This is a genomic window from Methylomonas subterranea (genome assembly GCF_024505185.1).
Taxonomy (GTDB): domain Bacteria; phylum Pseudomonadota; class Gammaproteobacteria; order Methylococcales; family Methylomonadaceae; genus Methylomonas; species Methylomonas subterranea.
On record NZ_JANIBJ010000029.1, the window covers coordinates 33,983 to 58,815 of the forward strand.

Annotated in this window: 27 protein-coding genes; 26 read left to right on the forward strand and 1 reads right to left on the reverse strand. The window is 56.7% G+C overall.

What is annotated here, in order from left to right:
* Positions 1-10 precede the first annotated feature (10 nt).
* Entirely contained in the window at positions 11-2,491 is a 2,481-nt protein-coding gene (locus NP590_RS14905) for a hypothetical protein (protein ID WP_256603362.1), read from the reverse strand.
* A gap of 1,928 nt (positions 2,492-4,419) precedes the next feature.
* On the opposite strand from NP590_RS14905, the gene NP590_RS14910 reads away from it, so the two are divergent.
* The 26 genes from NP590_RS14910 (at position 4,420) to hisI (ending at position 24,795) form a co-directional block, all read left to right on the forward strand.
* Positions 4,420-5,646, forward strand: a complete 1,227-nt coding sequence (locus tag NP590_RS14910; protein ID WP_256603363.1) for an NAD(P)/FAD-dependent oxidoreductase — start codon at positions 4,420-4,422, stop codon at positions 5,644-5,646.
* A gap of 17 nt (positions 5,647-5,663) precedes the next feature.
* Positions 5,664-6,833: a beta-ketoacyl-ACP synthase gene (locus NP590_RS14915; protein ID WP_256603364.1), complete on the forward strand. Its 1,170-nt coding sequence runs from the start codon at positions 5,664-5,666 to the stop codon at positions 6,831-6,833.
* Positions 6,805-7,296, forward strand: a complete 492-nt coding sequence (locus tag NP590_RS14920) for a hotdog family protein (RefSeq protein ID WP_256603365.1) — start codon at positions 6,805-6,807, stop codon at positions 7,294-7,296. Before NP590_RS14915 ends, NP590_RS14920 begins: the two co-directional genes overlap by 29 nt.
* A complete protein-coding gene (gene fabG / locus NP590_RS14925) occupies positions 7,293-8,021 on the forward strand; it encodes a 3-oxoacyl-ACP reductase FabG (protein WP_256603367.1) in 729 nt (242 codons plus the stop codon). Before NP590_RS14920 ends, fabG begins: the two co-directional genes overlap by 4 nt.
* Positions 8,015-9,253 carry a beta-ketoacyl-ACP synthase gene (locus tag NP590_RS14930; protein ID WP_371927311.1) on the forward strand — a complete coding sequence of 413 codons (1,239 nt, stop codon included), beginning with the start codon at positions 8,015-8,017 and terminating at the stop codon, positions 9,251-9,253. The genes fabG and NP590_RS14930 overlap by 7 nt, the downstream gene beginning before the upstream one ends.
* A gap of 11 nt (positions 9,254-9,264) precedes the next feature.
* Positions 9,265-10,014, forward strand: a complete 750-nt coding sequence (locus NP590_RS14935; RefSeq protein WP_256603369.1) for a beta-ketoacyl synthase chain length factor — start codon at positions 9,265-9,267, stop codon at positions 10,012-10,014.
* Positions 10,007-10,786 (forward strand): lysophospholipid acyltransferase family protein, encoded by a 780-nt coding sequence (locus tag NP590_RS14940; RefSeq protein WP_256603370.1) that lies wholly within the window; start codon positions 10,007-10,009, stop codon positions 10,784-10,786. Before NP590_RS14935 ends, NP590_RS14940 begins: the two co-directional genes overlap by 8 nt.
* Positions 10,773-11,033 carry a phosphopantetheine-binding protein gene (locus NP590_RS14945; RefSeq protein WP_256603371.1) on the forward strand — a complete coding sequence of 87 codons (261 nt, stop codon included), beginning with the start codon at positions 10,773-10,775 and terminating at the stop codon, positions 11,031-11,033. Before NP590_RS14940 ends, NP590_RS14945 begins: the two co-directional genes overlap by 14 nt.
* Before the next feature lie 6 nt (positions 11,034-11,039).
* Positions 11,040-11,288, forward strand: coding sequence for an acyl carrier protein (locus tag NP590_RS14950; RefSeq protein WP_256603372.1), 249 nt, complete (start codon positions 11,040-11,042; stop codon positions 11,286-11,288).
* A 49-nt stretch (positions 11,289-11,337) separates the two neighbouring features.
* The gene (locus tag NP590_RS14955; RefSeq protein ID WP_256603373.1) at positions 11,338-11,940 is read left to right on the forward strand and encodes a COG4648 family protein; all 603 of its coding nucleotides are present in this window, start codon (positions 11,338-11,340) and stop codon (positions 11,938-11,940) included.
* A complete protein-coding gene (locus tag NP590_RS14960; protein WP_256603374.1) occupies positions 11,937-12,320 on the forward strand; it encodes an ApeI family dehydratase in 384 nt (127 codons plus the stop codon). The genes NP590_RS14955 and NP590_RS14960 overlap by 4 nt, the downstream gene beginning before the upstream one ends.
* The gene (locus NP590_RS14965; protein ID WP_256603375.1) at positions 12,304-13,047 is read left to right on the forward strand and encodes a glycosyltransferase family 2 protein; all 744 of its coding nucleotides are present in this window, start codon (positions 12,304-12,306) and stop codon (positions 13,045-13,047) included. The genes NP590_RS14960 and NP590_RS14965 overlap by 17 nt, the downstream gene beginning before the upstream one ends.
* Positions 13,044-14,003 carry a lysophospholipid acyltransferase family protein gene (locus NP590_RS14970; protein ID WP_256603376.1) on the forward strand — a complete coding sequence of 320 codons (960 nt, stop codon included), beginning with the start codon at positions 13,044-13,046 and terminating at the stop codon, positions 14,001-14,003. The genes NP590_RS14965 and NP590_RS14970 overlap by 4 nt, the downstream gene beginning before the upstream one ends.
* Positions 14,000-14,416, forward strand: coding sequence for an acyl-CoA thioesterase (locus tag NP590_RS14975; RefSeq protein WP_256603377.1), 417 nt, complete (start codon positions 14,000-14,002; stop codon positions 14,414-14,416). The genes NP590_RS14970 and NP590_RS14975 overlap by 4 nt, the downstream gene beginning before the upstream one ends.
* A complete protein-coding gene (locus tag NP590_RS14980; RefSeq protein ID WP_256603378.1) occupies positions 14,406-15,383 on the forward strand; it encodes a sulfite exporter TauE/SafE family protein in 978 nt (325 codons plus the stop codon). The genes NP590_RS14975 and NP590_RS14980 overlap by 11 nt, the downstream gene beginning before the upstream one ends.
* Before the next feature lie 21 nt (positions 15,384-15,404).
* Positions 15,405-15,968, forward strand: a complete 564-nt coding sequence (locus NP590_RS14985; RefSeq protein WP_256603379.1) for an outer membrane protein assembly factor BamE — start codon at positions 15,405-15,407, stop codon at positions 15,966-15,968.
* Positions 15,958-17,274: an NAD(P)/FAD-dependent oxidoreductase gene (locus NP590_RS14990; protein ID WP_256603380.1), complete on the forward strand. Its 1,317-nt coding sequence runs from the start codon at positions 15,958-15,960 to the stop codon at positions 17,272-17,274. The genes NP590_RS14985 and NP590_RS14990 overlap by 11 nt, the downstream gene beginning before the upstream one ends.
* Positions 17,275-17,381: 107 nt before the next feature.
* The gene (moaB, locus tag NP590_RS14995; RefSeq protein ID WP_256603381.1) at positions 17,382-17,903 is read left to right on the forward strand and encodes a molybdenum cofactor biosynthesis protein B; all 522 of its coding nucleotides are present in this window, start codon (positions 17,382-17,384) and stop codon (positions 17,901-17,903) included.
* Positions 17,903-18,283 carry a DUF423 domain-containing protein gene (locus tag NP590_RS15000; protein ID WP_256603382.1) on the forward strand — a complete coding sequence of 127 codons (381 nt, stop codon included), beginning with the start codon at positions 17,903-17,905 and terminating at the stop codon, positions 18,281-18,283. The genes moaB and NP590_RS15000 overlap by 1 nt, the downstream gene beginning before the upstream one ends.
* On the forward strand, positions 18,276-18,812 hold the full coding sequence (locus tag NP590_RS15005; RefSeq protein ID WP_256603383.1) for a phosphate-starvation-inducible PsiE family protein: 537 nt from the start codon (positions 18,276-18,278) through the stop codon (positions 18,810-18,812). Before NP590_RS15000 ends, NP590_RS15005 begins: the two co-directional genes overlap by 8 nt.
* Positions 18,813-18,815: 3 nt before the next feature.
* A complete protein-coding gene (pepN, locus tag NP590_RS15010; RefSeq protein WP_256603384.1) occupies positions 18,816-21,458 on the forward strand; it encodes an aminopeptidase N in 2,643 nt (880 codons plus the stop codon).
* Positions 21,459-21,507: 49 nt separating this feature from the next.
* Positions 21,508-22,101: an imidazoleglycerol-phosphate dehydratase HisB gene (gene hisB / locus NP590_RS15015; RefSeq protein WP_256603385.1), complete on the forward strand. Its 594-nt coding sequence runs from the start codon at positions 21,508-21,510 to the stop codon at positions 22,099-22,101.
* A 40-nt stretch (positions 22,102-22,141) separates the two neighbouring features.
* Positions 22,142-22,783 (forward strand): imidazole glycerol phosphate synthase subunit HisH, encoded by a 642-nt coding sequence (gene hisH, locus NP590_RS15020; RefSeq protein ID WP_256603386.1) that lies wholly within the window; start codon positions 22,142-22,144, stop codon positions 22,781-22,783.
* 75 nt (positions 22,784-22,858) lie between these two features.
* Positions 22,859-23,605 (forward strand): 1-(5-phosphoribosyl)-5-[(5-phosphoribosylamino)methylideneamino]imidazole-4-carboxamide isomerase, encoded by a 747-nt coding sequence (hisA, locus tag NP590_RS15025; RefSeq protein WP_256603387.1) that lies wholly within the window; start codon positions 22,859-22,861, stop codon positions 23,603-23,605.
* Between the two features lie 33 nt (positions 23,606-23,638).
* The gene (gene hisF / locus NP590_RS15030; RefSeq protein WP_256603388.1) at positions 23,639-24,412 is read left to right on the forward strand and encodes an imidazole glycerol phosphate synthase subunit HisF; all 774 of its coding nucleotides are present in this window, start codon (positions 23,639-23,641) and stop codon (positions 24,410-24,412) included.
* Positions 24,409-24,795 (forward strand): phosphoribosyl-AMP cyclohydrolase, encoded by a 387-nt coding sequence (hisI, locus tag NP590_RS15035; RefSeq protein ID WP_256603389.1) that lies wholly within the window; start codon positions 24,409-24,411, stop codon positions 24,793-24,795. Before hisF ends, hisI begins: the two co-directional genes overlap by 4 nt.
* Positions 24,796-24,833 lie beyond the last annotated feature (38 nt).

Sequence of the window (24,833 nt, forward strand, 5' to 3'; positions counted from 1 at the left end):
CGTTGTTGTTTTACTGACGGGTTGGTGAAAAGATGGCCTCGCGGTTTGCCAGCAAGGCGTCGTAAATTGCCGACGCAATCAATTGGTGGCCGGTTTTGTTGGGGTGTTCGTCCCATTCGGCCAAGCGAATGGTCTTGATGTCGGCATTCCGGAAGATTCCATTTAAATCCAACACGACAAAGCCTTCGTCGGTTGCAACCTTCAGGCTGGGCGCGGTTTCTTCCTGCCACGAGCCGTCCCGCAGTTGCGGCAAAAATATCAGTACCGGCTTGATACCGCGTTCGCGGCACTGGCCGGCGATGCGACGGTAAATCGCCGTGAGTATGTCTTGGCCGTAAGGCTCCAAAAGCCTTAGCGCGGTGGTTTCGTCCATGTCTGGAGTGATACCCGCGGATGCGACGATTGCGTTTAGCTCCGGATAAGGAATGGCGATTTTGTCGAGTACCGTGTTGGCGATATAGCGGGCGGAGCGTGACATTTCCCGGCCGGTAGCGATGTAAAACACGCTATTCGGCTTAAAAGACAAGGCTTTTTCCAGCGCGGGTAACTGTTGCGGCGGGTTGTAGCCGGCGACTCCGAAATTCAATAACTCGTATTTGGCGTAAGGCGAGTGCGTTAACTCCCGATTCAGGCGCTCTTCCAATAGCGCTTCGAAGGTTTCTCCGTCACCTACGCCCCAACCCATCACCGATGAAGCGCCCAGCACCGCCACTCTAAACACGTCAGGTTCCGGCGCCACAGCATAATCTTGATCGCGCATGCCGTATTGATTGATGGTAATTCGGCCGTGCTTGGTGTCTTCGGCAAAGGATGGAATCAGTTCGGTTCGCACAAAGCCGGGGACGAAACGCTTCAAATTGCTGGAGTCCACGTCTATCCAGTTGGTGGGTTTTTTGGAATAAACTTCCCATAACTGCGAATTGAAACGGTTAACGTCCAGTAGATTTTCGTAGTAACCGCGTTCCATTTTGGCGGTATCTATCCGGCTTAAATGGCTGGAGCGTAAAGACAGCACCATGGTGGCCGTGGTGGGAGAAAACTGCGAATAAATCCCTTCGATGCCCAACAAGCACAGCAGCACGATTTTTACCGTAGTGATCGATACCGGCGACCAGATTTTCCGGCTAACGCCTTTGCGCGGCGGCACATTGCCCGATGCGCCTATAGTACCGGTGCTGCTGGCAACCACCACCAATAGCGCAACCACCAGCAGCGATTGCGTATTAAACACCGGATTGCTATTACGCTCGGCGGCAGCGGGGTCGGAGCCCAACACTTGCCACAACGACAGCCAGCCTGTAATCGATTCGCTGGTCCAGAACGACCATAAAATGCACAGCGCAATAAACGTCACCAGCGTTTGCAGGTAAAGCGACACCCGGTTACGCCAGCTTTGGTTGGATTTATTCAGGGTGCGGGTTCTGCCCCATTTGGCTTCGTATAACGAGTTGGCGATGACTACCGCGCCAAGCAATGCCCAATATAAAAAGTCCTGCGGGACGAACAAAATGGTTCCTCTCAGCCAGAACCATTGGTAGGCATGCAGAAACCAGGTCAGAAAAAACACCAGCATTGTCGATAAAACCAGCGCCCAGGTTGCGCCGTAATCTTTTATCCGAAAATAAACCGGAAAATAAAACACCTTCATCATGAAATCTTTCCAATAGATGTTGGCGCGTCGGTACCAGTCGTTGAAACTGGTGGCTAGGAAAAAGAGATGGTGGGTTTCCGGTACTCTAAACCCGAATAAATGCAAAAGGCCCGTGATCAGATGGAACAGACCTGAAACCCGCAAATACAGCGCAAAATTTGCCAACAAGAACTGGGCCAAATCTCCGCCGGTGTGGACTTCCGCCGGCGCCAAGGTCAAGTGGTAATAAACCAGCCGGTAAATAACCAGTTGGGTAACGCCCCTGAGCATCCAATCGACGCCGGTTTGATAGATATGAAAGCTGTCGGCGTCGAAATAATTGCGGCGAAACGTCTTGTAGTCGACCACCGGAAACAACGGAAAACAGGCGTTGGGCAGCATGAAGAAATAACTGAGGCTGCGCGACAAATTGAACGGGGCTTGTTCGTGCTGCAAATCGTACATATACACGATCAGCCGGAACATGAACATGGAACCTAAGATCGGCCAAATGGCGGTGGACCAAGGGGAGGCGAGTAATTCGGCCCGTTGTAGCGCTAAGACGGTGCCTACACTGAGTAACAGCGCAATACGCCACAGGAAGGATAGTGGCAGATGGCAAATTCCGATCAACAACAAGCCGATGCCAATTAACCAGGCCCCGTTCAGCCAGCCCATTACGAGCACGATTCCGGCCAAGGATAAGCCGAGAAAAAAAGGCAGTCGATAAGCCAAAGGTAGCCAGGCATGCAGCAGAAATCCGCCGAAAGCCAGCACCGCCAAACGTAGAAAAGCGGCGTTTTCGATTTGAAACTGGCGCATTGCCAGCAGCATGAAAGCCAATTGCAGAACGATCAACATAAACTTCGGAAAAGTAATTCCACCGGGTGAGTTCGAATCGGTTTGAATCGACGCCGTTAATCTTGAGATGAAATTACCCACTGTTTATGTCTCCTAATTATTGTTTATTACAGTAATGTTATCGAGCCACTTGCAAATTCCTAAGTCGCGAATCAAGAAAGCTAGCTGTCAATTTCGGATGCTAAACTTTCACATGGATTGCTTTTGTCAGTAATTTGTGAAGTATGGCATATTTTTTCGATTTGAGCATTGACTGGCTTAAATGCGTAAAAAAACGACTTTTTGGGTAGGTAGTTTATTGGTAGGACTTATCCGCGGCCGGCATCGCTGAACGTAAACGCGGAGAATATGCTTGCGGCATTAGCGAATAATCCAACGCATATTTCGATGCGTGGGATGTGGAATGTGGACGAAAATTAGAGCCTCTTGCAAAATTTTCGGCCGTTAGAAAAACAGGCATCCCCATCAGCCATTGAAAGCAGATTTTTGAAGTGAGCCTGAATTGGTGGAATTGCCGCGTATCTGGGCAATTGTTCAATTCACATGAAGTCCATGAGTAAACAGGAGCAGTTATTCCCTTACTGGCTCGCCGACAAATAGCGGGTATCAACTAACCTGCTTTAAGATCAGCCGGCGAGGGTAAGGACTACTTGGCTTTGTGTGGCCATGTTAAAGCAGATTGGTAACGACAAAATAAATCGTCGCAATTTCCAATATGATCGGTAGCACATAAAAATAAGGACATTGTTCCTTTATTGTCAGCAGAGAATCTCTCATCCGGTTTTGTTTTGACGTATACGCAGTGTCCGTAGCTGCTGCCGCGTAAACATTCTCTGCCTTCGATGGATAAACACTGTTAATGAAGTAATTGTCATCGTCGAAGATTGAGTCGAATAGATCGTCCAACTTCTTTTGGTTATCGAATAAACCGTTCAAGGTATTTCTATCAATGCTTGCGGTATACATGGCGCCCCCCCATTTGTTTGCTTTGGAGAAAGGCTAACAATTTATCGAGCGATAAACCGTGAAGAACGTCATGAAGCGCGGTTTTGCAACAAGATTCCGTCGACAAAACGCTACGCATCAACCCGAGCTTTGATGTCTGCATGCACTTGTAACGCGGAAGGTAAGACAAAAAATGAACGGCCATCGACGTTGGCTTGTCGCGAACATTTTCCGGTTCAATTCAGAATTGCATACCGTCTGGCCAACGATAGCCGGAGAGTATTTCATTTTACTCAAATTTAGACATAGCGCCTCCCTCGCTGAGTTTCAGAGTTTCAGGGGGTGCGATTCAAACTGAGGCGCAGCCTCAAGCCGCCAGTCTAGCTTGATTCCAATAAGCATGTCATTGCCGGTTAGCCCGATTCAGTCGCAAGGCCAGCATGTGATCGGCGTTAGCGGCGTATCACCACGACCCCGGAAGCTTGAGCCGTTTCTGGACAATTTAGCGATACGCGCATGATCATAACGGACGGCGCTACCTGGGGCCGTTGGCGAGTGGCGTAAAGCCAGGGTATCGTCGATCACCAGGTTCAAGGTTAACAGCGACAACACGGTCCGAACCAAGCCCCTCTTTATCCCGTTTAAATGCTCTGGTGCATTATGACACCGCAAGGGGCGGGGAGGAGTCCATGTCATCACCCTACGCCTGCTATCGGTTGGACAGTTGCCATTGGCAAGTTCGTTTCGTCCGGCGAGTGTTGACCACCAACGAGCATTGATAACCCACCCATCTTTTGCACCCAACCCTGTCTTGCTCAACACGGAGCGTTTAAATATCCGCAACCGTTCCGATTTGCAAGCCTTATAATGCCGCCAACCATTTTTTTAACAGATGCGCGCGGTCATCAAGGCTCGGCATACTCCCGGCCCAGTAATCCGGTGGCGGCGCGCACGATTTTTTTCGTTAAGCGAAACTACTTACCATGGATGCGGACGTATTAATCATAGGCGCCGGCCCGGCCGGCAGCGTGGCGGGGCGAATGCTGCGGCGGCTTGGCCACAAGGTTGTGATTCTGGAATCGCAACGCTTCCCGCGCTTTTCCATCGGCGAAAGCCTGCTGCCGCAATGCATGCCGTTTCTGGAAGCCGCCGATATGCTGGATGCGGTCGGCGCCGAAAACTTTCAGTTCAAAAACGGCGCGGCCTTTTCGCATGCCGGCAAACTGACCGAATTCGATTTCCGGCAGAAATTCACCCCCGGCTGGGGTACCACCTTTCAAGTACCGCGCGCGCGCTTCGATCAGGTGTTGGCTGACAGCGCCGAGGAGTCCGGTGTCTGCATTCATTACCAACACAACATTGTTGCCGCCGATTTCGGTACGCCTGGGCAAGCCCGCTTGTCCGGCGTGGATGCGGAGGGTGCAAGTCGCGACTGGACGGCCCGCTTGGTGCTGGATGCCAGCGGTTTCGGCCGGGTACTGCCCAGGCTGCTCGATCTGGAAACCCCTTCCTCGCTACCCGCGCGCCAAGCCCTGTTCACCCATATAGAAGACCGTATAGGCACGCCGGATTACGACCGTAACAAAATTCTAATCGCTATCCACCCCGACCGGCATGAAATCTGGTACTGGCTGATTCCCTTCAGCAACGGCCGGAGTTCCTTGGGCGTGGTGGTGCCGCAAGGTTTTCTCGATGGGCGCGATGGCACGCCGCTGGAGATTTTACGCGGATTGGCCCTTGAAGAACCCCGGCTGGCCGAATTGCTGATTCACAGCCGTTTCGACAGCCCTGCCAATACCATAGGCGGCTATTCCGCCAATGTCAGCCGCTTGAGCGGCGCCGGCTTCGCGCTGCTCGGCAACGCCGGCGAGTTTCTGGATCCGGTCTTTTCCTCCGGCGTTACCATAGCCCTGAAGTCCGCCGCCCTGGCCGTGCCCCTGGCGGATCGCCAGTTGCGCGGACAAAGCGTCGATTGGCATACCGACTACGAACTGGCCTTGCGCAAGGGCATAGAGGTGTTTCGGGCCTATGTGGAAGCCTGGTACGACGGCCGCTTTCAGCGCGTGATCTTCGATCAATGCCGGCTGGACAGCGTCAAGGCCATGGTGAGTTCCATCCTGGCGGGCTACGCCTGGGATGAAACCAATCCCATGACCCAGCGCTGCGGCAAGAGAATCACGGCCATTGCCGAGATCTGCCCGCCGCTGTAAATCAACTATCCGCCGCAATGTATTTGCATGACTTGGGCATCATCTGCGCGCTGGGTAGCGGCAAGGCCGAGGTACTGTCGACCTGGTTTTCCGGTCGGCCAAGCCAGGCCGAGCCGCCGGTCTGGCTGAAGTCCAGCGTGCCGGCCCTGGGTGTAATCGGCGACCTGCCGCCCGTGCCGCCGGCCTTGCAACGCTACGCTTGCCGTAACAATCGCTTGCTGATGGCGGCCTTGAGCCAAATGGACAGCGCCGTCCAGGCGGCCATGCGGCGCTTTGGCCGGTCGCGCATCGGCGCGGTACTGGGCACCAGTACCTCCGGTATCGCGGAGGGCGAAGCGGCGGTCAGACAATTTCACAGCGACGGCCGTTTGCCCGCTGGCTATGACTATAAACAACAGGAATTGGGCGGGGCCGTGGAGTTTTTGACTCGCTACCTGGACATTCGGGGGCCGGCTTACACGGTCTCAACCACCTGTTCCTCCAGCGCCAACGCGCTGGCTGCCGCGCGCCGCCTGCTCAGCCTCGATCTGTGCGACGCGGTCATCGTGGGCGGCGGCGACGCCCTGTGCCACACCACCTTGCAGGGCTTTTCCGCCTTGGGCGCCTTGAGCGGAACCCGCTGCAATCCGTTCAGTAAAAACCGGGACGGCACCGTGATAGGCGAAGGCGCCGCCTTGTTTCTGATGAGCCGGGAACCGGCGCCGATTGCCTTGCTGGGGGTGGGCGTCAGCGCCGACGCCTATCATATTTCCGCGCCGCGGCCGGACGGCTCCGGGGCTTGCGCCGCCATGCGAGCCGCCCTGGCTGATGCCGGCCTGCTTCCGGCCCAGGTGGATTACATCAATCTGCACGGTACCGCTACCTTGCAGAACGATGCCATGGAGAGCCGGGCGGTGGCGCAATTGTTCGGCTCCGCCACGCCGTGCGGCTCCAGCAAGCCGGCCAGCGGACATTGCCTGGGCGCGGCGGGCGCCATCGAAGCCGGTCTGTGCTGGCTGCTGTTGTCCGGCTTGAACGGCGAACAGCGCTTGCCCGCGCATCTGTGGGACGGCGAGGCCGATCCCGACCTGAGTCCGCTTGGCTTTGTCGGGCTGGATATGCCCAAGCCTAAAAGACTACAATATTGCCAGAGCAATTCTTTTTCCTTCGGAGGTAATAATGTGTCCTTGCTTATCGGACGACGCTGATCGCGCGGCGGATTTCCCGTACGCGGTGGAGTCGTTGTTACCGCAATCGGGACGCATGGTGTTGATCGACAAAGTGTTGGATACCGGGGATAACCATATAACGGTGGAACTGAGCGTGCGCGACGACGGCTTGTTCTCCGGCCCCGACGGCAGCGTGCCGGCTTGGGTAGGCATGGAATACATGGCGCAGGCGGTGGCGGCTTATTCCGGCTATCACCGCAAACGGCGCGGACAACCGATAGATTTGGGTTTTTTGTTGGGAACCCGCCACTACCAATGCTCGGTCGCCAGTTTCCGCCGTGGCGCCCGGCTCACCGTCCGCGTCGATAAGATCATCGAGGCGGCCAATGATATGGTGGTGTTCGATTGCCGATTGGAAGGCGAAAACATCCGGGCCGACTCAAAACTGAATTTACTGATGCCGCAAGATTCGAAAAAATTTCTGGCCGGAAAAGGCCTATGACGCAAAAAAGCATACTGGTGACGGGTTCCAGTCGGGGTATCGGCAAGGCCATTGCGCTGCGTCTGGCTCGCGACGGCTACGATGTAATTCTGCACTGCCGTAGCCGTTTGGCCGAAGCCGGTCAAGTTAGGGACGAAATCCTTCAGCTCGGCCGTCAATCCCGCGTGCTGTGTTTCGATCTGGCCGACCGCCAAACCGCCCGGGATACGCTGGAAGCCGACATTGCGGGGCACGGCGCCTATTACGGGGTGGTCTGCAATGCCGGACTGTCCCGCGACAACGCTTTTCCGGCACTCAGCGACGATGATTGGGATACGGTGCTGCGCACTAATCTGGATGGGTTTTTTAATGTGCTGCACCCCGTGATCATGCCCATGGTGCAAACTCGCCGGCCGGGCCGCATCGTCACCCTATCGTCGGTGTCCGGCTTGATGGGCAATCGCGGCCAAGTCAATTACAGCGCCGCCAAGGCCGGCATCATAGGCGCCACCAAGGCCTTGGCGCTGGAACTGGCCAAACGCAAAATCACCGTCAATTGCGTCGCTCCCGGTCTGATAGAAACCGAGATGCTGGAAAATTTGCCCATGGAAGAAATTCTTGCCGCGATACCCGCCAGACGCGCCGGCACTCCCGACGAAGTCGCCGGGCTGGTGGCCTTTTTGATGTCCGAGGATGCCGCTTATATTACCCGGCAAGTGATCTCGGTTAACGGAGGTTTGTGTTGAACCGCCGGGTCGTGGTGACCGGCATGGCCGGCTTTTCGCCCATAGGCAACGATTGGGCGGAAATCCGCGGCCGCTTGAGCACCAGGCGTTCCGGTATCCGCTATATGACGGACTGGGATAAATACAACGGTCTGCTGACCCGACTGGGCGGCCCGGTGGAAAATTTCGACTTGCCCGCGCATTACACCCGCAAGAATACCCGCAGCATGGGCCGCGTTGCCTTGCTGGCCACCCGTGCGACGGAATTGGCCCTGAGCGATGCCGGCCTGCTGGGCGACCCGCTCATCAGCGGCGGCCGTACCGGTGTATCCTACGGCTCTTCGGTGGGATCGACCTCGGCCGTGGCGGATTTCGGCAAAATGCTGATCGACCACGATATCGGCAACCTGAATGCCACCACCTATCTGAAAATGATGGGGCATACCACCACGGCCAACGTGGCGGTGTTTTTCCAGACCCGCGGGCGCATAATCCCCGCCGTCAGCGCCTGTACCTCGGGCAGCCAGGGCATAGGCTTCGCCTATGAGGCCATCAAGTTCGGCCAGCAAGATGTAATGCTGGCCGGCGGCGCGGAGGAGCTTTGCCCGACCATGGCGGCGCTGTTCGATGCCTTGTATGCCACCAGTACCCGCAACCAGGCGCCCGAATCGACCCCGCGCCCCTTCGATCGCGACAGGGACGGCTTGGTAATCGGCGAAGGAGCTTGCACGCTGGTGCTGGAAGAGTTGGGGCATGCCCTGGCGCGCGGCGCGCATATCTACGCCGAAGTGGCTGGCTTTGCCACCAATGCCGACGGCGCCCATGTCACCCAACCCAATGCCGATACCATGCAAATCGTCATGCGATTGGCTTTGCGGGATGCCGGGCTGGAAGCCAGCCAAATCGCCTATATCAGCGCCCACGGCACCGCCACCGAACAGGGCGATATCGCCGAAAGTCATGCAACGGCGGCGGTATTCGGCCCCCATACTCCGCTCAGCAGCCTGAAAGGGTATACCGGCCACACCCTGGGAGCCTGCGGCGCCCTGGAAGCCATGGTGGCTATCCGCATGATGCGGGAGGGTTGGTTTCATCCCAATCTGAATCTCGAGCATATCGATAGCCGCTGCGCCGAACTGGATTACATAAGCGGCGCGGGCCGCGACTTGGCGGCCGAATATGTGATGAGCAATAATTTTGCCTTTGGCGGCATCAATACCTCCCTGATTTTCCGGCGCTGGCAAGACCGATAAGGATACGGCGGATGCTGCAAGCCCACGACTCGTCCGCCCGCGCCACGCTGAGTTTTACCCTGGAGCATTGGTGCCTTTGGCAATCCAAGTCCGCCCCAATCGAGGCGATCTGGCCCAATGGCCGGATTTTGCCGGTCCTGGCCGGCGGTGCCGATGTGAGTTTTTTGCCGATGATGCAGCGCCGCCGCTTGTCGCCGATGGCGCGGGCGGCCTGCGCCGTGGCTTGGGATTGCCGGGAAACGCACGGCGATATGCCGGCGGTGTTTTTTTCCCGGCACGGTGAAAGCCAGTATTATCTGGAAATATTGTCCGGCTTGGCTGCGGAGGCCGGTGTTTCGCCCAGTCGTTTCAGTCTGTCGGTGCATAATGCCATCGGCGGTCTGCACGGTTTACACGCCCAAAGTTTTCAGCCCTATGTCACCCTGGCGGGCGGAGACGAAGGCTTTTTCGGGCCGTTTTTGGAAGCCGCCGGCCTGCTGCTGGATGTGCCGCAAGTGTTGCTGGTCTGGCACGAACAGGTCCTGCCGGCGATTTACCGCGCCGGCCCGCCGTCATCCCGGGGTTTATGGGCTCTGGCCATGGTATTGGGCGGAACGGCCCGGCCCGGCCCGCAACTGAAGCTGATACGCGAAGCAACGGCCATGGACGCCGATGCCGACAGCGACGCCGCCGATCCGTTGCCGGCCATGCTCTGCGATCGTCGTAGCGGCAGTTGCCGCTTGGAGCGTGCGACATGGCATTGGAATTTGCAGCATGCTTGAACGGCTGAATTTTTATTGGCGCTTGTTCGGCACCGGCCTGAGTTTTTTTCTGTTCGGCTGCATGGGTATTCTGGTTTGGGGGCTGATGTTTCCCTTGATCGCGCCCTTCCTGGGCCGGGGCGAAATTAAAAAACGCCGTACCCGCGGGCTGATGAGCGGAATTTTCCGGCTTTACATGGACTTCATGCGGCTGATCGGCATTCTCGACTACCGGGTGCTGGGCCGGCGCGAACAACTTGCCGAGGGGGGGAATCTGGTGATTGCCAACCACCCCTGCCTGCTGGATATCGTGTTCCTGATTTCGCAAATTCCCAATGCCACCTGCATCGTCAAGCCGGCCCTGATCCGCAACCCCTTCATGCGCATCCCCATCCGCGCCGCCGGCTATGTTTATGCCGAGGACCCGGAAATGCTGATCAGGCATTGCGCCGAGGAACTGAAAGGCGGCGGTTCATTGATCATTTTTCCGGAAGGCACCCGCACCAAGCCCGGTAACGCCGTCAAATTTCAACGCGGCGCCGCCGCCATAGCGCTGCACGCCAAGGCGAATCTATTGCCGGTGACCATTCATTGCACCCCCAGCACGTTAACCAAGCATGAAAAATGGTATCAAATACCCCAAAAGAGGTTTACTTTGAGCCTGTATGTAGGGGATCATATGCGGTTAACACCAGTTTCGGAAAAAATCGGCCGTCCGCAATTGACGCGACTGCTTACCCGGCAATTGGAGGCGTATTTTATTGAGCAACTGGCGCAGCATGGAAAATATTGAAGCCGAGCTTAAACGATTGATCATCGACATTTTTGAACTCGAAAACCTCACTCCGGGCGAAATTGCTTCCGACGCGCCTCTGTTCGGCGAGGGCCTGGGGCTTGACTCCATCGATGCCTTGGAACTGGGCGTCGCCTTGAAGAAAAAATACAATATTCATATCGATACCTATTCAAGCAATCTGGTCGAACATTTTGCCTCGGTCAAAAACCTGGCCGGATTTGTGGTATCGCAACAGGAACAATAACTCAGTATGAAAACCCAAGAAGATGTTTTTAAATTCTTGCAGCAGATCATGGTGGAAATGTTTGATCTGTCGCCCGACCACATCATTCCCAGCGCAACACTAAACACGGATCTGGACATCGACAGCATCGATGCGGTGGATTTGATGGTCAGGCTGCGGGAAATCACCGGCAAGCGCATCAACCCCGAAGACTTTAAAAATGCCCGCACCATCCAGGACGTGGTGGATACCGTGCAGCGCATTACCGCCGCTTAGGCGGAATCCATCGATACATCCGGCCGAATCTCCTCCTTGCCGTTCCGCCATGCGTGAGCCCGATAGCCAGGCCAAAGCGCGAACTCCCGGTACACTTCGGGCGATACTGAGTTGGCTTATCGGCGGCCTCACGCTCGGCTACCCTTTCCTGGTCTGGTATTCCCTGGACTATTTTCAACCCCGGACGCTGGCCCTGGCCCTGGCGGCAATCTTTTTACTGCGCATGCTGATCAAAAATCCCCGCGCAAATTCGAACGGCCCGTTGCTGAAATTGGCGCCGTTCTGCCTGCTGTTTCTACTGCTCATTGCCCTGCTCAACGAAACTCGCTGGCTGCTAGGCTATCCGGTGCTGGTCAGTTTGTTGTTTTTCGGCGTGTTCGCCCACAGTCTGCTCTATCCGCCCACCGTGGTGGAACGATTGGCTAGGCTGGAAGATCCGGACCTGCCCGTCAAGGGCGTTGCGTACACTCGCAAGGTCACTTGGGCGTGGAGCGTGTTTTTCCTCTGCAACGCGGCCGTATCGCAGGCTACGGTCTGGTACGGCGACCGCTGGTTGTGGAGCTTTTACAACGGCGGTTTGTTCTATGTTTTGATGGGCTTATTGATGGGCGTGGAAATGCTGATTCGGCGCAAGGTAAAGGCAAGCTATTGAACGTATCAACCCCCATCGACCCGCCTCGGGTGCTGTACCCCGACATCGTCGCAAGCCGCCGGCTCGCGGACGGCGTAGTGTTATCCCTCCGCATCCCGCAAAATTTGGCGTATTTTGCCGGCCACTTCGAGCAGATTCCCATCGTGCCCGGCGTGGTACAAATTCAATGGGCCATCCATTACGCGCAAGGCTATTTGAACTTGAATACGGCCTTTAGCCACATGGAAGCGGTCAAGTTCAAGGAACTACTGCTGCCGGACCAGCAGTTTGAACTGAGTTTGCGGTTTCTGAAACCGGCTTGTAAATTGGAGTTTCGCTATTATTCCCTTGACGCCGAATACAGCTCCGGCAGAATTTATTTCCATGAAGCATCCCTTTAAAGCCTGCCTGTTGATACCGGTTTACAACCACGAGCTGCCTTTGCCCGGCATCGTGGAGCGTCTGGCCGCATACAATTTACCCTGCATCCTGGTGGACGACGGCAGTGGAGCAACCTGCGCCGAAGTGATAGACAGCTTGGCGGCGCGCTACCCGTGGGTGGAAAGCTTGCGGTTGACGCATAATCGCGGCAAGGGCGGCGCGGTCAAGGCGGGCATCCTGCGTGCCGAAAGCCTGGGTTACAGCCACGCCGTGCAAATCGATGCCGACGGCCAGCACGATCTCAACGATCTGGCCCAATTTCTGGCCGCCGCCGCCGCGCACCCGCAAGCAGTGGTGCTGGGCCAGCCCATCTTCGACGCCTCCATACCCAGACTGCGCTATTACGCCCGATATTTGACCCAGATTTGGGTGATCATCAATACCTTGTCGCTGCAAATACGCGACGCCATGTGCGGCTATCGGGTTTATCCCGTCGCAACGTGCGCCGAACTGATACGCAATACCGCGCTTGAAGAGCGCATGGCTTTCGATGTGGAAATTCTGGTTCGACTGCACTGGCAACAGGTGCCCATGCTGTCCATTCCCACCCGCGTGGCGTATCCGCAAGACGGTATCTCGCATTTTCGCGGTCTGGAAGACAATCTGCGCATCAGCGCGACCCATGCCCGGCTGTTTTTCGGCATGCTGGCGCGCTTGCCCAAGCTGTTGGCCCGACATCGGTCATGACGACGGAACCATCGCCCAAGCACTGGGCCGCGCTGGAAGAGAGCAGTCTGATTTGGGGCATCAAAACCCTGGTGTGGATTTACCGGATCTTTGGCCGCTGGGCATTTCGCTTGATTTTAATGCCGGTGGTCAGTTTTTATTTTGTCAGCGGAGGCATGGCTCGCGCCGCTTCCATGGATTATTTGCGCCGCCTGCGGCGCTACTTCCCCGAACTGCGGATCGGCGGCGGCTGGTGGCAAAGTTACCGCCACTTTCTCGCTTTCGGCGAAACCCTGCTGGATAAAATCATTGCCTGGATGGGCCATATCGATGCCGACCGGATCGACTTTCCCAACCGGCCGCTGTTACTGGAATTGCTAGCGCAAAAACGCGGCGCCATGCTGGTCAGCGGCCATATCGGCAACCTGGAAATCTGTCAGGCCATCGCCAATCTGCGCGGCCACATACACCTGAATATTCTGGTGCACACCCGCCACGCCGAAAAGTTCAACCGACTGCTGGGCGGCAACGGCGGCAGCGCCACCATCAGACTGATTCAGGTCACCGAGCTGAATCCGGCCATAGCCATAGAATTGCAGGAAAAAATCGAGCGCGGCGAATTTCTGGTGATGGTGGGCGACAGAGTGCCCGTGCGGGGCGGCCGCACGGTAAGCGTACCCTTCCTGGGCGCGGATGCCGCCTTTCCGCAAGGCCCTTATTTATTGGCCTCGCTGCTGCGTTGTCCGGTATTTACCCTGTTTTGTTACCCCCGCCAGGGCCGTTACTTCATCGATTTGCAGCCTTTCGCCGAGGCCATCCGCATTCCGCGGGCAGGGCCGTCGCGCCAGGAGCTGCTGAAATCCCTGGCGCGGCGCTATGCCGAACAACTGGAAACCCATTGCCGTATCGCTCCCTTGCAATGGTTTAATTTTTACCCCTATTGGGAAGCTCCGGCCGAGGAGGAAGATGCGCCATGATCCGCGCCGAAGTGGAAATGCATGTGCCGTTCTTCGATATCGACATTCTGGGCATAGCCTGGCACGGGCATTATTGCAAATATATCGAAATCGCCCGCTGCGCCATGCTGGATAAAATCGACTACGGTTACATGGTCATGCGCGCCACCGGCTATGTCTGGCCCATTGTCGACATTCAATTGCGTTATGTGCGGCCGGCCAGATTCGAACAACGTATCAAGGTGGCGGCGGAACTGGTGGAGTGGGAATACAGGATGAAAATCAAATACCTGATCACCGATGCCGAAACCGGCGAAGTATTGGCCAAGGGCCATACGGTACAGGCGGCGGTGGACAGCGCCAGCGGCGAGATGAGCTATGCCTCGCCGGCTATTTTCCTGGAAAAACTCGGTATCAAAACCGGTGCGCCTTGATAAAAGACTCACCCTGGCGATTCCGCCGCTGGTCTGGCTGGGCTGGTATTTTTTGCCCGCCGCGCCGCCTTTCCGGGCTATAGCCGAACATTGGCCCATTTCCGTGACCATGGCCTTCGGTTCGTTTATCGCCGGCGCCACCAGCGAAGCCGGCGGAGCGGTGGCTTTTCCGGTATTCACCAAAATACTCGGCATTCCGGCCGGGCAGGCCAAACTGTTTTCGCTGGCCACCCAGAGCATAGGCATGGGCTCCGCCCTGCTAACCATATTATTGCTGCGCATCCGGGTGGAATGGCGGGCGGTGTTTTGGGCGGTACTGGGTTCGGTTCCGATGCTGTGCTTGGGTTTAATGACCGCGGATCTAATACCCGCCAGCGCGGTGCGCATGCTGTTTACCGTTACCCAAAGCAGTTTTGCATTGGCGCTGTGGTGGCATAATCGCGATTCCAACCGCGACCGCCATGCCAGCCTGCCGGCTTTCGGTGGTCGGGAACGCCTCACCCTGCTGAGTTTCGGCATGCTGGGCGGCCTGATCAGCGGTTTAATGGGCAGCGGCCTGGAAATCATCGTGTTCTCTGTACTGGTACTGTGGTTTCGCTTATGCGAAAAAGCCGCGACGCCGACCGTAATCGTCATGATGGTGCTGACCTCCTGGTCGGGTTTCGCGATGATTTACGCGACCGGCCGCTTTGTGGCTCCGGTGACGGATTATTGGCTGGCGGCCATTCCCATCGTGGCGATGGGCGCGCCCTTGGGTGTTTACGTGTGTTCGCGCATGTCCAGAGTTGCGGTGGTTTATACCCTGCTGGGGCTGATTGGACTGGAACTGCTGTCGTCTTTGCTGCTGATTCCGCTGACCGCGCAACTGAGTTTGGCTGCAATCGCGCTGTTCCTGGCATTTTCTTGCGTGTATTATTCGATGTACCGGTCCAGGCGCTACCTGGATCGCGCGCCCACGCTTCGATAACCCCCGCACGAGGAGATGCCAATGCACAGAAGAACCCTTTTCCTGGCCGTGTTCGGCCTCAGCATTTTGCTGACAGGCTGCAAGAAAGAACTGAAGCCGGATCAACTGGCACCGGGCGTACAAACCGGGCAGGTGTATTACACCCAATTCAGCCTGTTCCAGGAAAAAAACAATTTCCGTACCACCAACTACCGCAAGGGCATCCTGATTCCCATCAACACCCCGGTTACCTTGCAAGCCATTAACAGCGGTCAGGCCGATCTCCGTTTGGTGGAAAGCGGGCAACCGCTCAGCATTGAAAATGTCTCCAAACACACCCAGGAAGACATGCAGACCGCCTTTAAAAAAATCGCCGCGCCCGCCAAGGTCGACCTGAGCCAGTTTTCCGCCGCCGAACAGGAAGCGATTTTGGCCGGACAGGTTAAAAAGGGCATGAGCCGCAAGGCGGTTTTGGCGGCCATTGGCTATCCGCCGCTAACCGAAACGCCTACCCTGAACAGCAACGACTGGGTCTACTGGAAGCACAGGTTCGACCGCTTTGTGGTGCATTTCAAAAACGACAAGGTGGACAATATTGTCGACTGAACATGACATTCCCCGCCGCTGCGACGTGTTGGTCATCGGCGGCGGCCCGGCCGGTGCCAGCGTGGCCGCCTTGCTGGCCAGGCAAGGCATAGTCGTGGTGGTGCTGGAAAAGGCTTTGCACCCGCGCCCGCAAGTGGGAGAAAGCCTGATTCCGCATGTCTGGAAATATGCCGAACTGACCGGCGCCGCGCCGCTGATCGAACAGCAGGGCTTTGTGGCCAAGGCCGGCGGCATTACGGTTTGGAACGATAAAATCCACCGTATCGCCTTTGCCGACTTCGGCTTCGCGCGGCCCGCCCTGCACGTGGAGCGGGACATTTTCGACGAATTATTGTTAAAGCATGCCGCAACGCAAGGCGCGCGGGTTTTTCAGCAAGTTAGCGCGCGGGACGTCCGCTTGGAGTTGGAGCAGCCGGAAGTGTGCTATCTGGACAGGCGCGGCGGTGCTAGCGCCGAAGGGACAATCCGCTGCCGCTTCGTGATCGATGCCAGCGGCTCGGCCGCCTTACTGGCCGGACAGTTTAAATCCAAGCGCCTGATCGATTCGCGCATGCGTTTTTTGTCCCTGTGGGGACGCTTCAAAAACTCGCGATTTGTCGGCGCGGACGGTCGCGGCTACCCGGCCGGCGATGTCAAAAAAGTCCGGCCGGTCACCTTCGTCACCTCGTTTGAAGACGGCTGGATTTGGCATATCGCCATGCGCGAGGTCGCCAGCATTGGTTTGGTCATTAACACCGATAAGGCCCGCGCCATGGATAAAACCCGGCGCGAACACTATTTTCTGCGGACACTGGCGGCCGCGCCCTACATGAATCAGTTGCTGGCGGAGGCGGAATACTTGCCGGACTCGTTCAGCCAGAGGCCGGATTATTCCTATTACTCCAGCCGTTTGTGCGGCGAAAACTTTTACTGTATTGGCGACGCCGCCGCTTTTGTCGACCCCATTTACTCCCATGGCGTGCTGAACGCCTTCTATAACGCTTCCATCGTGGCCCTGGCTATCGCCGAATCCTTGCAAAACCCGGCCCAGCGGGCCCGTCATGCGCAACTGTGCGAAAACCGCATTCGGCAGTTTTACGGTTTTTCCCGCTCGCTGGCATTGGGCGAGTTCGGTGGCGACGGCGTGGATGAGGAACTGGTATGCCGTTTCATGCGTCAGGTGCCGCGGGTGGAACTGGAGTTGATGCTGGCGGCGGCCTTTATGTCGGAACGCTCCGAAAATTTTCATAGGCTGGCCCGAAACGCCGGCCTCAATCTGCGGCCGACCCAAGCCAGGGCGCACGCTATGGAAAGCCTGCTGCTATAGTCGCCACGGCCCCGGGCCGGGCTATGTTTTCTCATCGAGTCGGAATCACTGCTTGCCTGCCGCTTGGGGCTTCCTTAGAATGCGGTCTTCTTGTTCAGGAGATGCCGATGAGCGAAGCTCGCGAGTTTTTGCCGTTAAATCTGGCGGTATTGACGGTTTCGGATACCCGTACCGAGGCCGACGATTTATCCGGAAACGCCTTGGTCAGTGGCTTGACCGCGGCCGGCCACCGTTTGCACGACAAAAAAATCGTATCCGACGATATTTATCAAATTCGGGCCATTGTCAGCCAATGGATAGCCGATCCGGCCGTGCAGGCCGTCATCAGTACCGGCGGTACCGGCGTTACCGGCCGCGACGGCACCCCGGAAGCCGTTACTCCGCTGCTGGATAAGGTATTGGACGGCTTCGGCGAGGTTTTTCGGATGATTTCCTACCAGGACATCAAGAGTTCCACCATGCAATCGCGGGCGCTGGCCGGCGTCGCCAACGGCACTTATATCTTTTGCGTGCCGGGTTCCGCCGGCGCCTGCCGTACCGCCTGGGAAAACCTGATCAAGGATCAACTGGATTTCCGTACCCGCCCCTGTAATCTGGTGCAACTGATGCCCAGGCTGTTGGAGAAATAATGCGGGCGCGTTTCATGTTATTGGCCGCTATCGCCGGTTTTTTGGGCGTGGCGATGGGCGCGTTCGGCGCGCACGGCTTAAAAAATGTCTTGTCGGAACATCAGCTGGACATCTATAAAACCGCGGTAAACTACCAGATGTGGCATGCGCTGCTGTTGGGCTTGATCGCGTCCCTGCCGGCGCAAAGATGCCTGACTTGGGCCGGCTGGGCCCTGGTGGCGGGCATAGCCTTATTTTCCGGCAGTCTGTATTTACTGGCGATATTGAACATCGGCTGGCTGGGTATGATCACCCCGCTGGGCGGACTGGCTTTTTTACTGGCATGGGCATTGTTGGCCCACGTCGCGTTTCAACATCAGCGGAACTCAACTCATGGATAAGCCACCCCTACGCTCGTCATCGGCCTCGGGCTCCTATGCCAGCCGCAATCAGCGCGACCTTGACAGCAGCGAGGAAAAATTGCCGCCGATCGCGGAAGACGGCTTGATCACGGTGCTGCAATATGTGATTCATTTTGCCGTGAAAGTGCTGGCTGTTTTGATGACGCTGGTCATCCTGTGGGGCGTGGCCGATGTGGTTTACGTCATCTACCAGCGCCTGATGACGCCGCCCTTCATGCTGATGACCGTCACCGACATTTTGGTGGTATTCGGTTCTTTCCTGTCGGTCTTGATTGCCGTGGAAATTTTCCTCAATATCACCGTCTATCTCAAATACGATGCCCTGCCCATCAAAATGGTGATAGCCACCGCATTGATGGCGGTGGCGCGACGAGTCATCATGCTGGACTTCAAGGAGCTCGATTCGCCCTTTATCTTTGCCATGGCGGCGGTCATTATCGCGCTGGGCCTGACATACTGGCTGATTTCCTACAAACCCAAACCCGCCCCCCCTCAAAACGAGCGATAAATCATGCGCGACGCCACGCCCCAAACCGTTTTTCTGAAAGATTACACCCCGCCGGAATACCTGATAGACAGTGTCGAATTGAGTTTCGACCTGGACGAGCAACGTACCCTAGTGACGTCCCGGCTACACATGCGCCGCAATCCGCAAAGCGCCAATCAAGCCGTTACGCTGACGCTGGCGGGAGAAGAACTGGAGTTGGTGAGCATCGCTATCGACGGTAAGCCGCTAGCGGCCGGGGATTTTGCGATAAGCCCGGAAAGCATGCTCATCCATCGGGTGCCTCAAGAACAAGGCTTTGTCCTCGACATACAAAACTATATCAACCCCAAGGCCAATACCGCCCTGGAAGGTTTGTACCTGTCTGGCAGCATGCTGTGTACCCAGTGCGAAGCCCAGGGTTTCAGAAAAATCACCTGGTTTCTGGACAGGCCGGATGTCATGAGCCGCTTTAAAACCACCCTGAGGGCCGATAAAACCGACTACCCGGTGCTGCTGTCGAACGGCAACAAAATAGCCAGCGGCGAATTGGCGGACGGCCGCCACTGGGTCAGCTGGGAGGATCCCTTCGCCAAACCCTGCTACCTGTTTGCGTTGGTGGCGGGCCAACTGGAATGCGTGGCCGACAGCTTCACCACCATGAGCGGGCGGCAAATCGCGCTGGAAATATTCGTCGAAGGGCATAATGTCGACAAGTGCTCCCACGCCATGCAGTCGCTGAAGAATGCGATGCGCTGGGACGAGGAAACCTACGGACTGGAATACGATCTGGATCTTTACATGATCGTCGCCGTCGACCATTTCAACATGGGGGCGATGGAAAACAAGGGCCTCAATGTTTTCAACACCAAATTCGTGCTGGCCCGCCCCGATACCGCCACCGACAGCGATTACGAACATATAGAAGGTGTGATAGGCCACGAATATTTCCACAACTGGTCGGGCAATCGCGTTACTTGCCGCGACTGGTTTCAGTTGAGCTTGAAGGAAGGTTTTACCGTTTTCCGCGACCAACAATTCACCGGCGACCGCACTTCGGCGGCCGTCAAACGCATCGAAGACGTCAACGCCCTGAGAACCCGCCAGTTTGCCGAGGATGCCGGCCCCCTGGCGCATCCCATCCGCCCGGAAGCCTACATCGAAATCAACAACTTTTACACCCTGACCGTCTATGAAAAGGGCGCGGAAGTGGTGCGCATGCTGCACACCCTGCTGGGCGCGAAGGGTTTCAGAAAAGGCTGCGACCTGTATTTTGCCCGCCACGACGGCCAAGCCGTTACCTGCGAAGATTTCATCAACGCCATGGAAGCCGCCAATGGCGTTGAATTAACTCAGTTCCGCCGCTGGTATTCGCAAGCGGGTACGCCGGTCGTCGGCGTCGACCAACACTTCGACGCCAAGACCCAACAATTGCGCTTGATCCTCCGACAAAGTTGCCCGGCCACGCCCAATCAGCCCGAGAAGGCTCCGTTGCACGTTCCGGTCAAATTGGGCCTTTTGGCGCCGGACGGCTCGCCGGCCAGCATCGTTTTCGACGGCAAGACCGCTACGGAAATCACGCTGGATCTGACCGAATCGGAACAGACTTTCGTATTCGACAAACTGGCCGAAGCCCCGGTCGTGTCCTTGTTGCGCGGCTTCTCCGCGCCGGTTAATTTAGACATGCCCCGTAGCCTGGAGGAACTGGCCTTTTTGCTCCGGCACGACAGCGATACCTTCAACCGCTGGGAAGCCGGCCAGCAGTTGGCGGCAAAAGTGATTTTCGCTTTGATAGAGGATTTGCAGAACCAACGGCCCTTGCATCTGAACGCGCTGATGGCAAAAGCCTTCCATGACCTGCTGGCCGAAGAGGGCGACGACCTGTCCTATCAGGCCTTGCTACTGACGCTGCCGGATGAAAGCTATCTGGCCGGACAGATGCGGGTGATAGACGTGGAAGCCATTCATCACGCCCGCGAATTCGTCAAAACCACCCTGGCTCATGATTTGCGGGACGACTTCGAGCGCGTTTATCGGATCCACCACCGCGACGAGTCCGGCAAGTTCGGCGCCGATGCCATCGGCCGCCGACGCTTGAAAAACGCTTGTCTGAGTTATTTAAACCAGCTGGAATCCGCTTCCAGCTACGCCCTGGCCAAAGCGCAATTCGAACAGGCCCGCAACATGACGGATCAAGTGGCGGCCTTGTCGGCCGTCGTCAACAGCCACCATCCGGACAAGGCCGATTGTCTACAGAATTTTTACCAGCAATGGCAGCACGAGGCTTTGGTCATAGACAAATGGTTTGCCTTGCAAGCTTCCAGCCACATGCCGAATACCTTCGCCACCGTGCAAGAGTTAATGCGACATCCGGCATTCGATATGCACACCCCCAACCGGGTGCGGGCTTTGATCGGCGCTTTCAGTCAGGCCAATCCGCTGCATTTCCACGCCATAAACGGCGAGGGTTATCGCTTTTTGGCCGACCAGGTTCTGGCGCTGAATACCCTGAATCCGCAAATCGCCTCCCGCATGGTCACGGGCTTGGCGCAGTGGCGCCGTTACGACGGCAAGCGGCAGGAATTGATGAAGCAGCAATTGCATCGCATCGTCGCCACCGAACCGCTTTCCAAGGATGTTTACGAAATTGCCAGCAAGAGTTTGGCGTAGTGGTCACAATCACGTAAACTAACGCCGAAATAACCCACTCGCAGCCAGCATGAACCCACGTACCGCAGAGGTCGAACGCAACACACTCGAAACCCGGATCAAGATTGCCGTCAACCTGGATGGCAACGGCGCGGCCTCTTTTAACACCGGATTGCCTTTCCTGGACCACATGCTGGATCAAATCGCCCGGCATGGCTTGATCGATATGAATATCGTATCGGAAGGTGATCTGCATATCGATGCCCATCACAGCGTGGAAGACATAGGCATAACCCTGGGTCAGGCCTTTGCCAAGGCACTGGGCGATAAAAAAGGCATTTACCGCTACGGCCATGCCTATTGCCCGCTGGACGAGTCTCTCTCGCGGGTGGTGGTGGATTTTTCCGGCCGGCCGGGGCTGTTTTATCAGGTCGAATTCAAGCGGGCCTTGATCGGCGGTTTCGACGTGGATCTGTTCAAGGAGTTCTTTCAGGGTTTCGTCAACCATGCTGGTGTCACCCTGCATATCGATAACCTGAAGGGCGGTAACGCGCATCATATCGCCGAAACCGTGTTCAAGGCCTTTGGCCGCGCCGTGCGCATGGCTATAGGCTCGGACCCGCGCATGGCCGGCATCATGCCTTCGACCAAAGGTAGTCTATAATCCCCCTTTAGCTGTTTTTCCTTCTAATTTTCCAGTTTTTATGTCATCAGTTGCCGTTATCGATTACGGAATGGGTAATCTGCACTCCATAGCCAAAGCGCTACAACATGCCGAGCCGGAGGTGCGGGTACTGATCAGCGCCGACGCCGCAACGATTCAAAATGCCGACCGGGTGGTTTTCCCCGGCGTGGGCGCCATCCGCGATTGCATGCAAGCTTTACACGCATTGAATTTGATGGAAGTCATCATGCGGGCGGCGCGGGAAAAGCCCTTCCTGGGCGTCTGTCTGGGCATGCAGGCATTGTTGACCGATAGCGAAGAAAACGGCGGCATCAATTGCCTCAATTTGTTTCCCGGCCACGTGCGCCGGTTTTCCGACGGCTTGTGCGACCAGCACGGCGGAGTATTAAAAGTTCCTCATATGGGCTGGAACCGGGTCAAACAAAAAAAACATCCGCTGTGGCATAACATTGCCCAGGACAGCCGGTTTTATTTCGTCCACAGTTACTTCGTTACGCCGGACAGGGAGGAAGACGGCATTGCCACCAGCGACTACCCGGAACCCTTCACCTGCGCCTTGGCCCGGGACAATATGTTTGCCGTGCAATTCCATCCGGAAAAGAGCCAGGCGGTGGGTTTGCAATTGTTACAAAACTTCTTGCGCTGGGATGGCGCTGCTTAATGCCGCGTGCCGAAACGCACCGCGCGCCTGCTTATTAACCTTTTGAGAAAATGATTTAACCGTTGAGATTTAACTATGTTGCTGATACCTGCAATTGATTTGAAAGAGGGTAAATGCGTTCGCCTGCGCCAAGGCCGGATGGACGACAACACGGTATTTTCCGAAGATCCGGTCGCCGTGGCCGGCCGCTGGGTGGAAGCCGGCGCCCGCCGCCTGCACTTGGTCGATCTGGACGGCGCCTTTGCCGGCAAGCCGCGCAATGCCGAAGTTATTCATGCCATCGTACAGGCTTATCCCGAAGTGCCAGTGCAAATCGGCGGCGGCATTCGCGATGAAGACACCATCCAGGCCTATCTGGAAGCCGGCGTAGAATACGTGATCATAGGCACCAAAGCGGTCAGCGAACCCCACTTCGTGCGCGACGTCGCCATCGAATTTCCCGGGCATATCATAGTCGGCCTGGACGCCAAGGACGGCAAGGTCGCCATCGACGGCTGGTCCAAACTGTCGCGCCACGACGTCATAGATTTGGCCAAGAAATTCGAGGCCCAGGGCGTCTCGGCGATTATTTACACCGACATTTCCCGCGACGGCATGATGCAGGGCGTCAATGTTGAAGCTACCGCCAAACTGGCCCGTGAAATCACCATCCCTGTCATCGCTTCCGGCGGCATCACCAATATCGACGATATTCGCGCGCTGGGCGAAGTGGCGCACGAAGGCATCATGGGCGCCATTACCGGCCGCGCCATTTACGAAGGTACCCTGGATTTCGCCGAAGCGGAAAAACTCGCCGAATCCTATACCGACGTGGGCGCTTAAGTTTACCGGCCCAATACATCATTTAGCGCACTCATGAGTCTTGCCAAACGTATCATTCCCTGCCTGGACGTCGATAACGGCCGCGTCGTCAAGGGCGTGCAATTCGTCGACATCCGCGATGCCGGCGATCCGGTGGAAATCGCCCGCCGCTATGATAGTGAAGGCGCCGATGAAATCACCTTTTTGGACATCACCGCCACTCACGACAACCGCGACACCATTGTGCATGTGGTGGAACAAGTCGCCAGCGAAGTCTTCATTCCGCTGACGGTCGGCGGCGGCATCCGCGCCTTGGACGATATTCGCCGCATGCTGAACGCCGGCGCGGACAAAGTCGGCATCAACAGCGCGGCGGTATTTCGCCCCGAATTCGTCCAAGAAGCCGCCGACAAATTCGGTTCGCAATGCATAGTCGTGGCCATAGACGCCAAAAAAGTCAGCCGGGAAGACGAAGAGAACCGTTGGGAAATATTTACCCACGGCGGCCGTAAACCAACCGGCATCAACGCAGTGGAATGGGCAGTTAAAATGCAGAGCTACGGCGCCGGAGAAATTCTGCTAACCAGCATGGACAGGGACGGCACCAAATCCGGTTTCGATCTGCCGCTGACCCGTGCCATTAGCGAAGCGGTCGGCATTCCGGTGATTGCCTCCGGCGGCGTCGGCGACCTGGACCATCTGGCCGACGGCATCCTGGAAGGCAAGGCCGATGCGGTACTGGCCGCCAGCATTTTCCATTTCGGCGAATACACTATCGAACAAGCCAAGCGCCACATGCGCACCCGCGGCATAGAGGTGCGCCTTTGAACCCCAGCTGGCTGAACGAAATTCAATGGACCGAAGACGGCCTGGTGCCGGTCATCGCCCAACAGTACGACACGGGCCGGATACTGATGTTCGCCTGGATGAACCGCGAATCCCTTGCGCTAACGGTCGACGAAGGTTACGCCGTTTACTGGTCACGTTCCCGAAATCGCCTGTGGCGCAAGGGCGAGGAATCCGGCCACAGGCAAAAAGTCGTCGATATACAACTCGATTGCGATGCTGACGTCATATTGATTAAAATAGCCCAGGAAGGCGGCATCGCCTGCCACACCGGACGCGAAAGCTGCTTTTACCGCAGCCTGAAAGACGGCGAATGGCAAACTGTCGACCCGGTACTGAAAGACCCAAAAACCATCTACAAATAGCCCATCACACGCCGGCATAGCTCAGCAGGTAGAGCAGC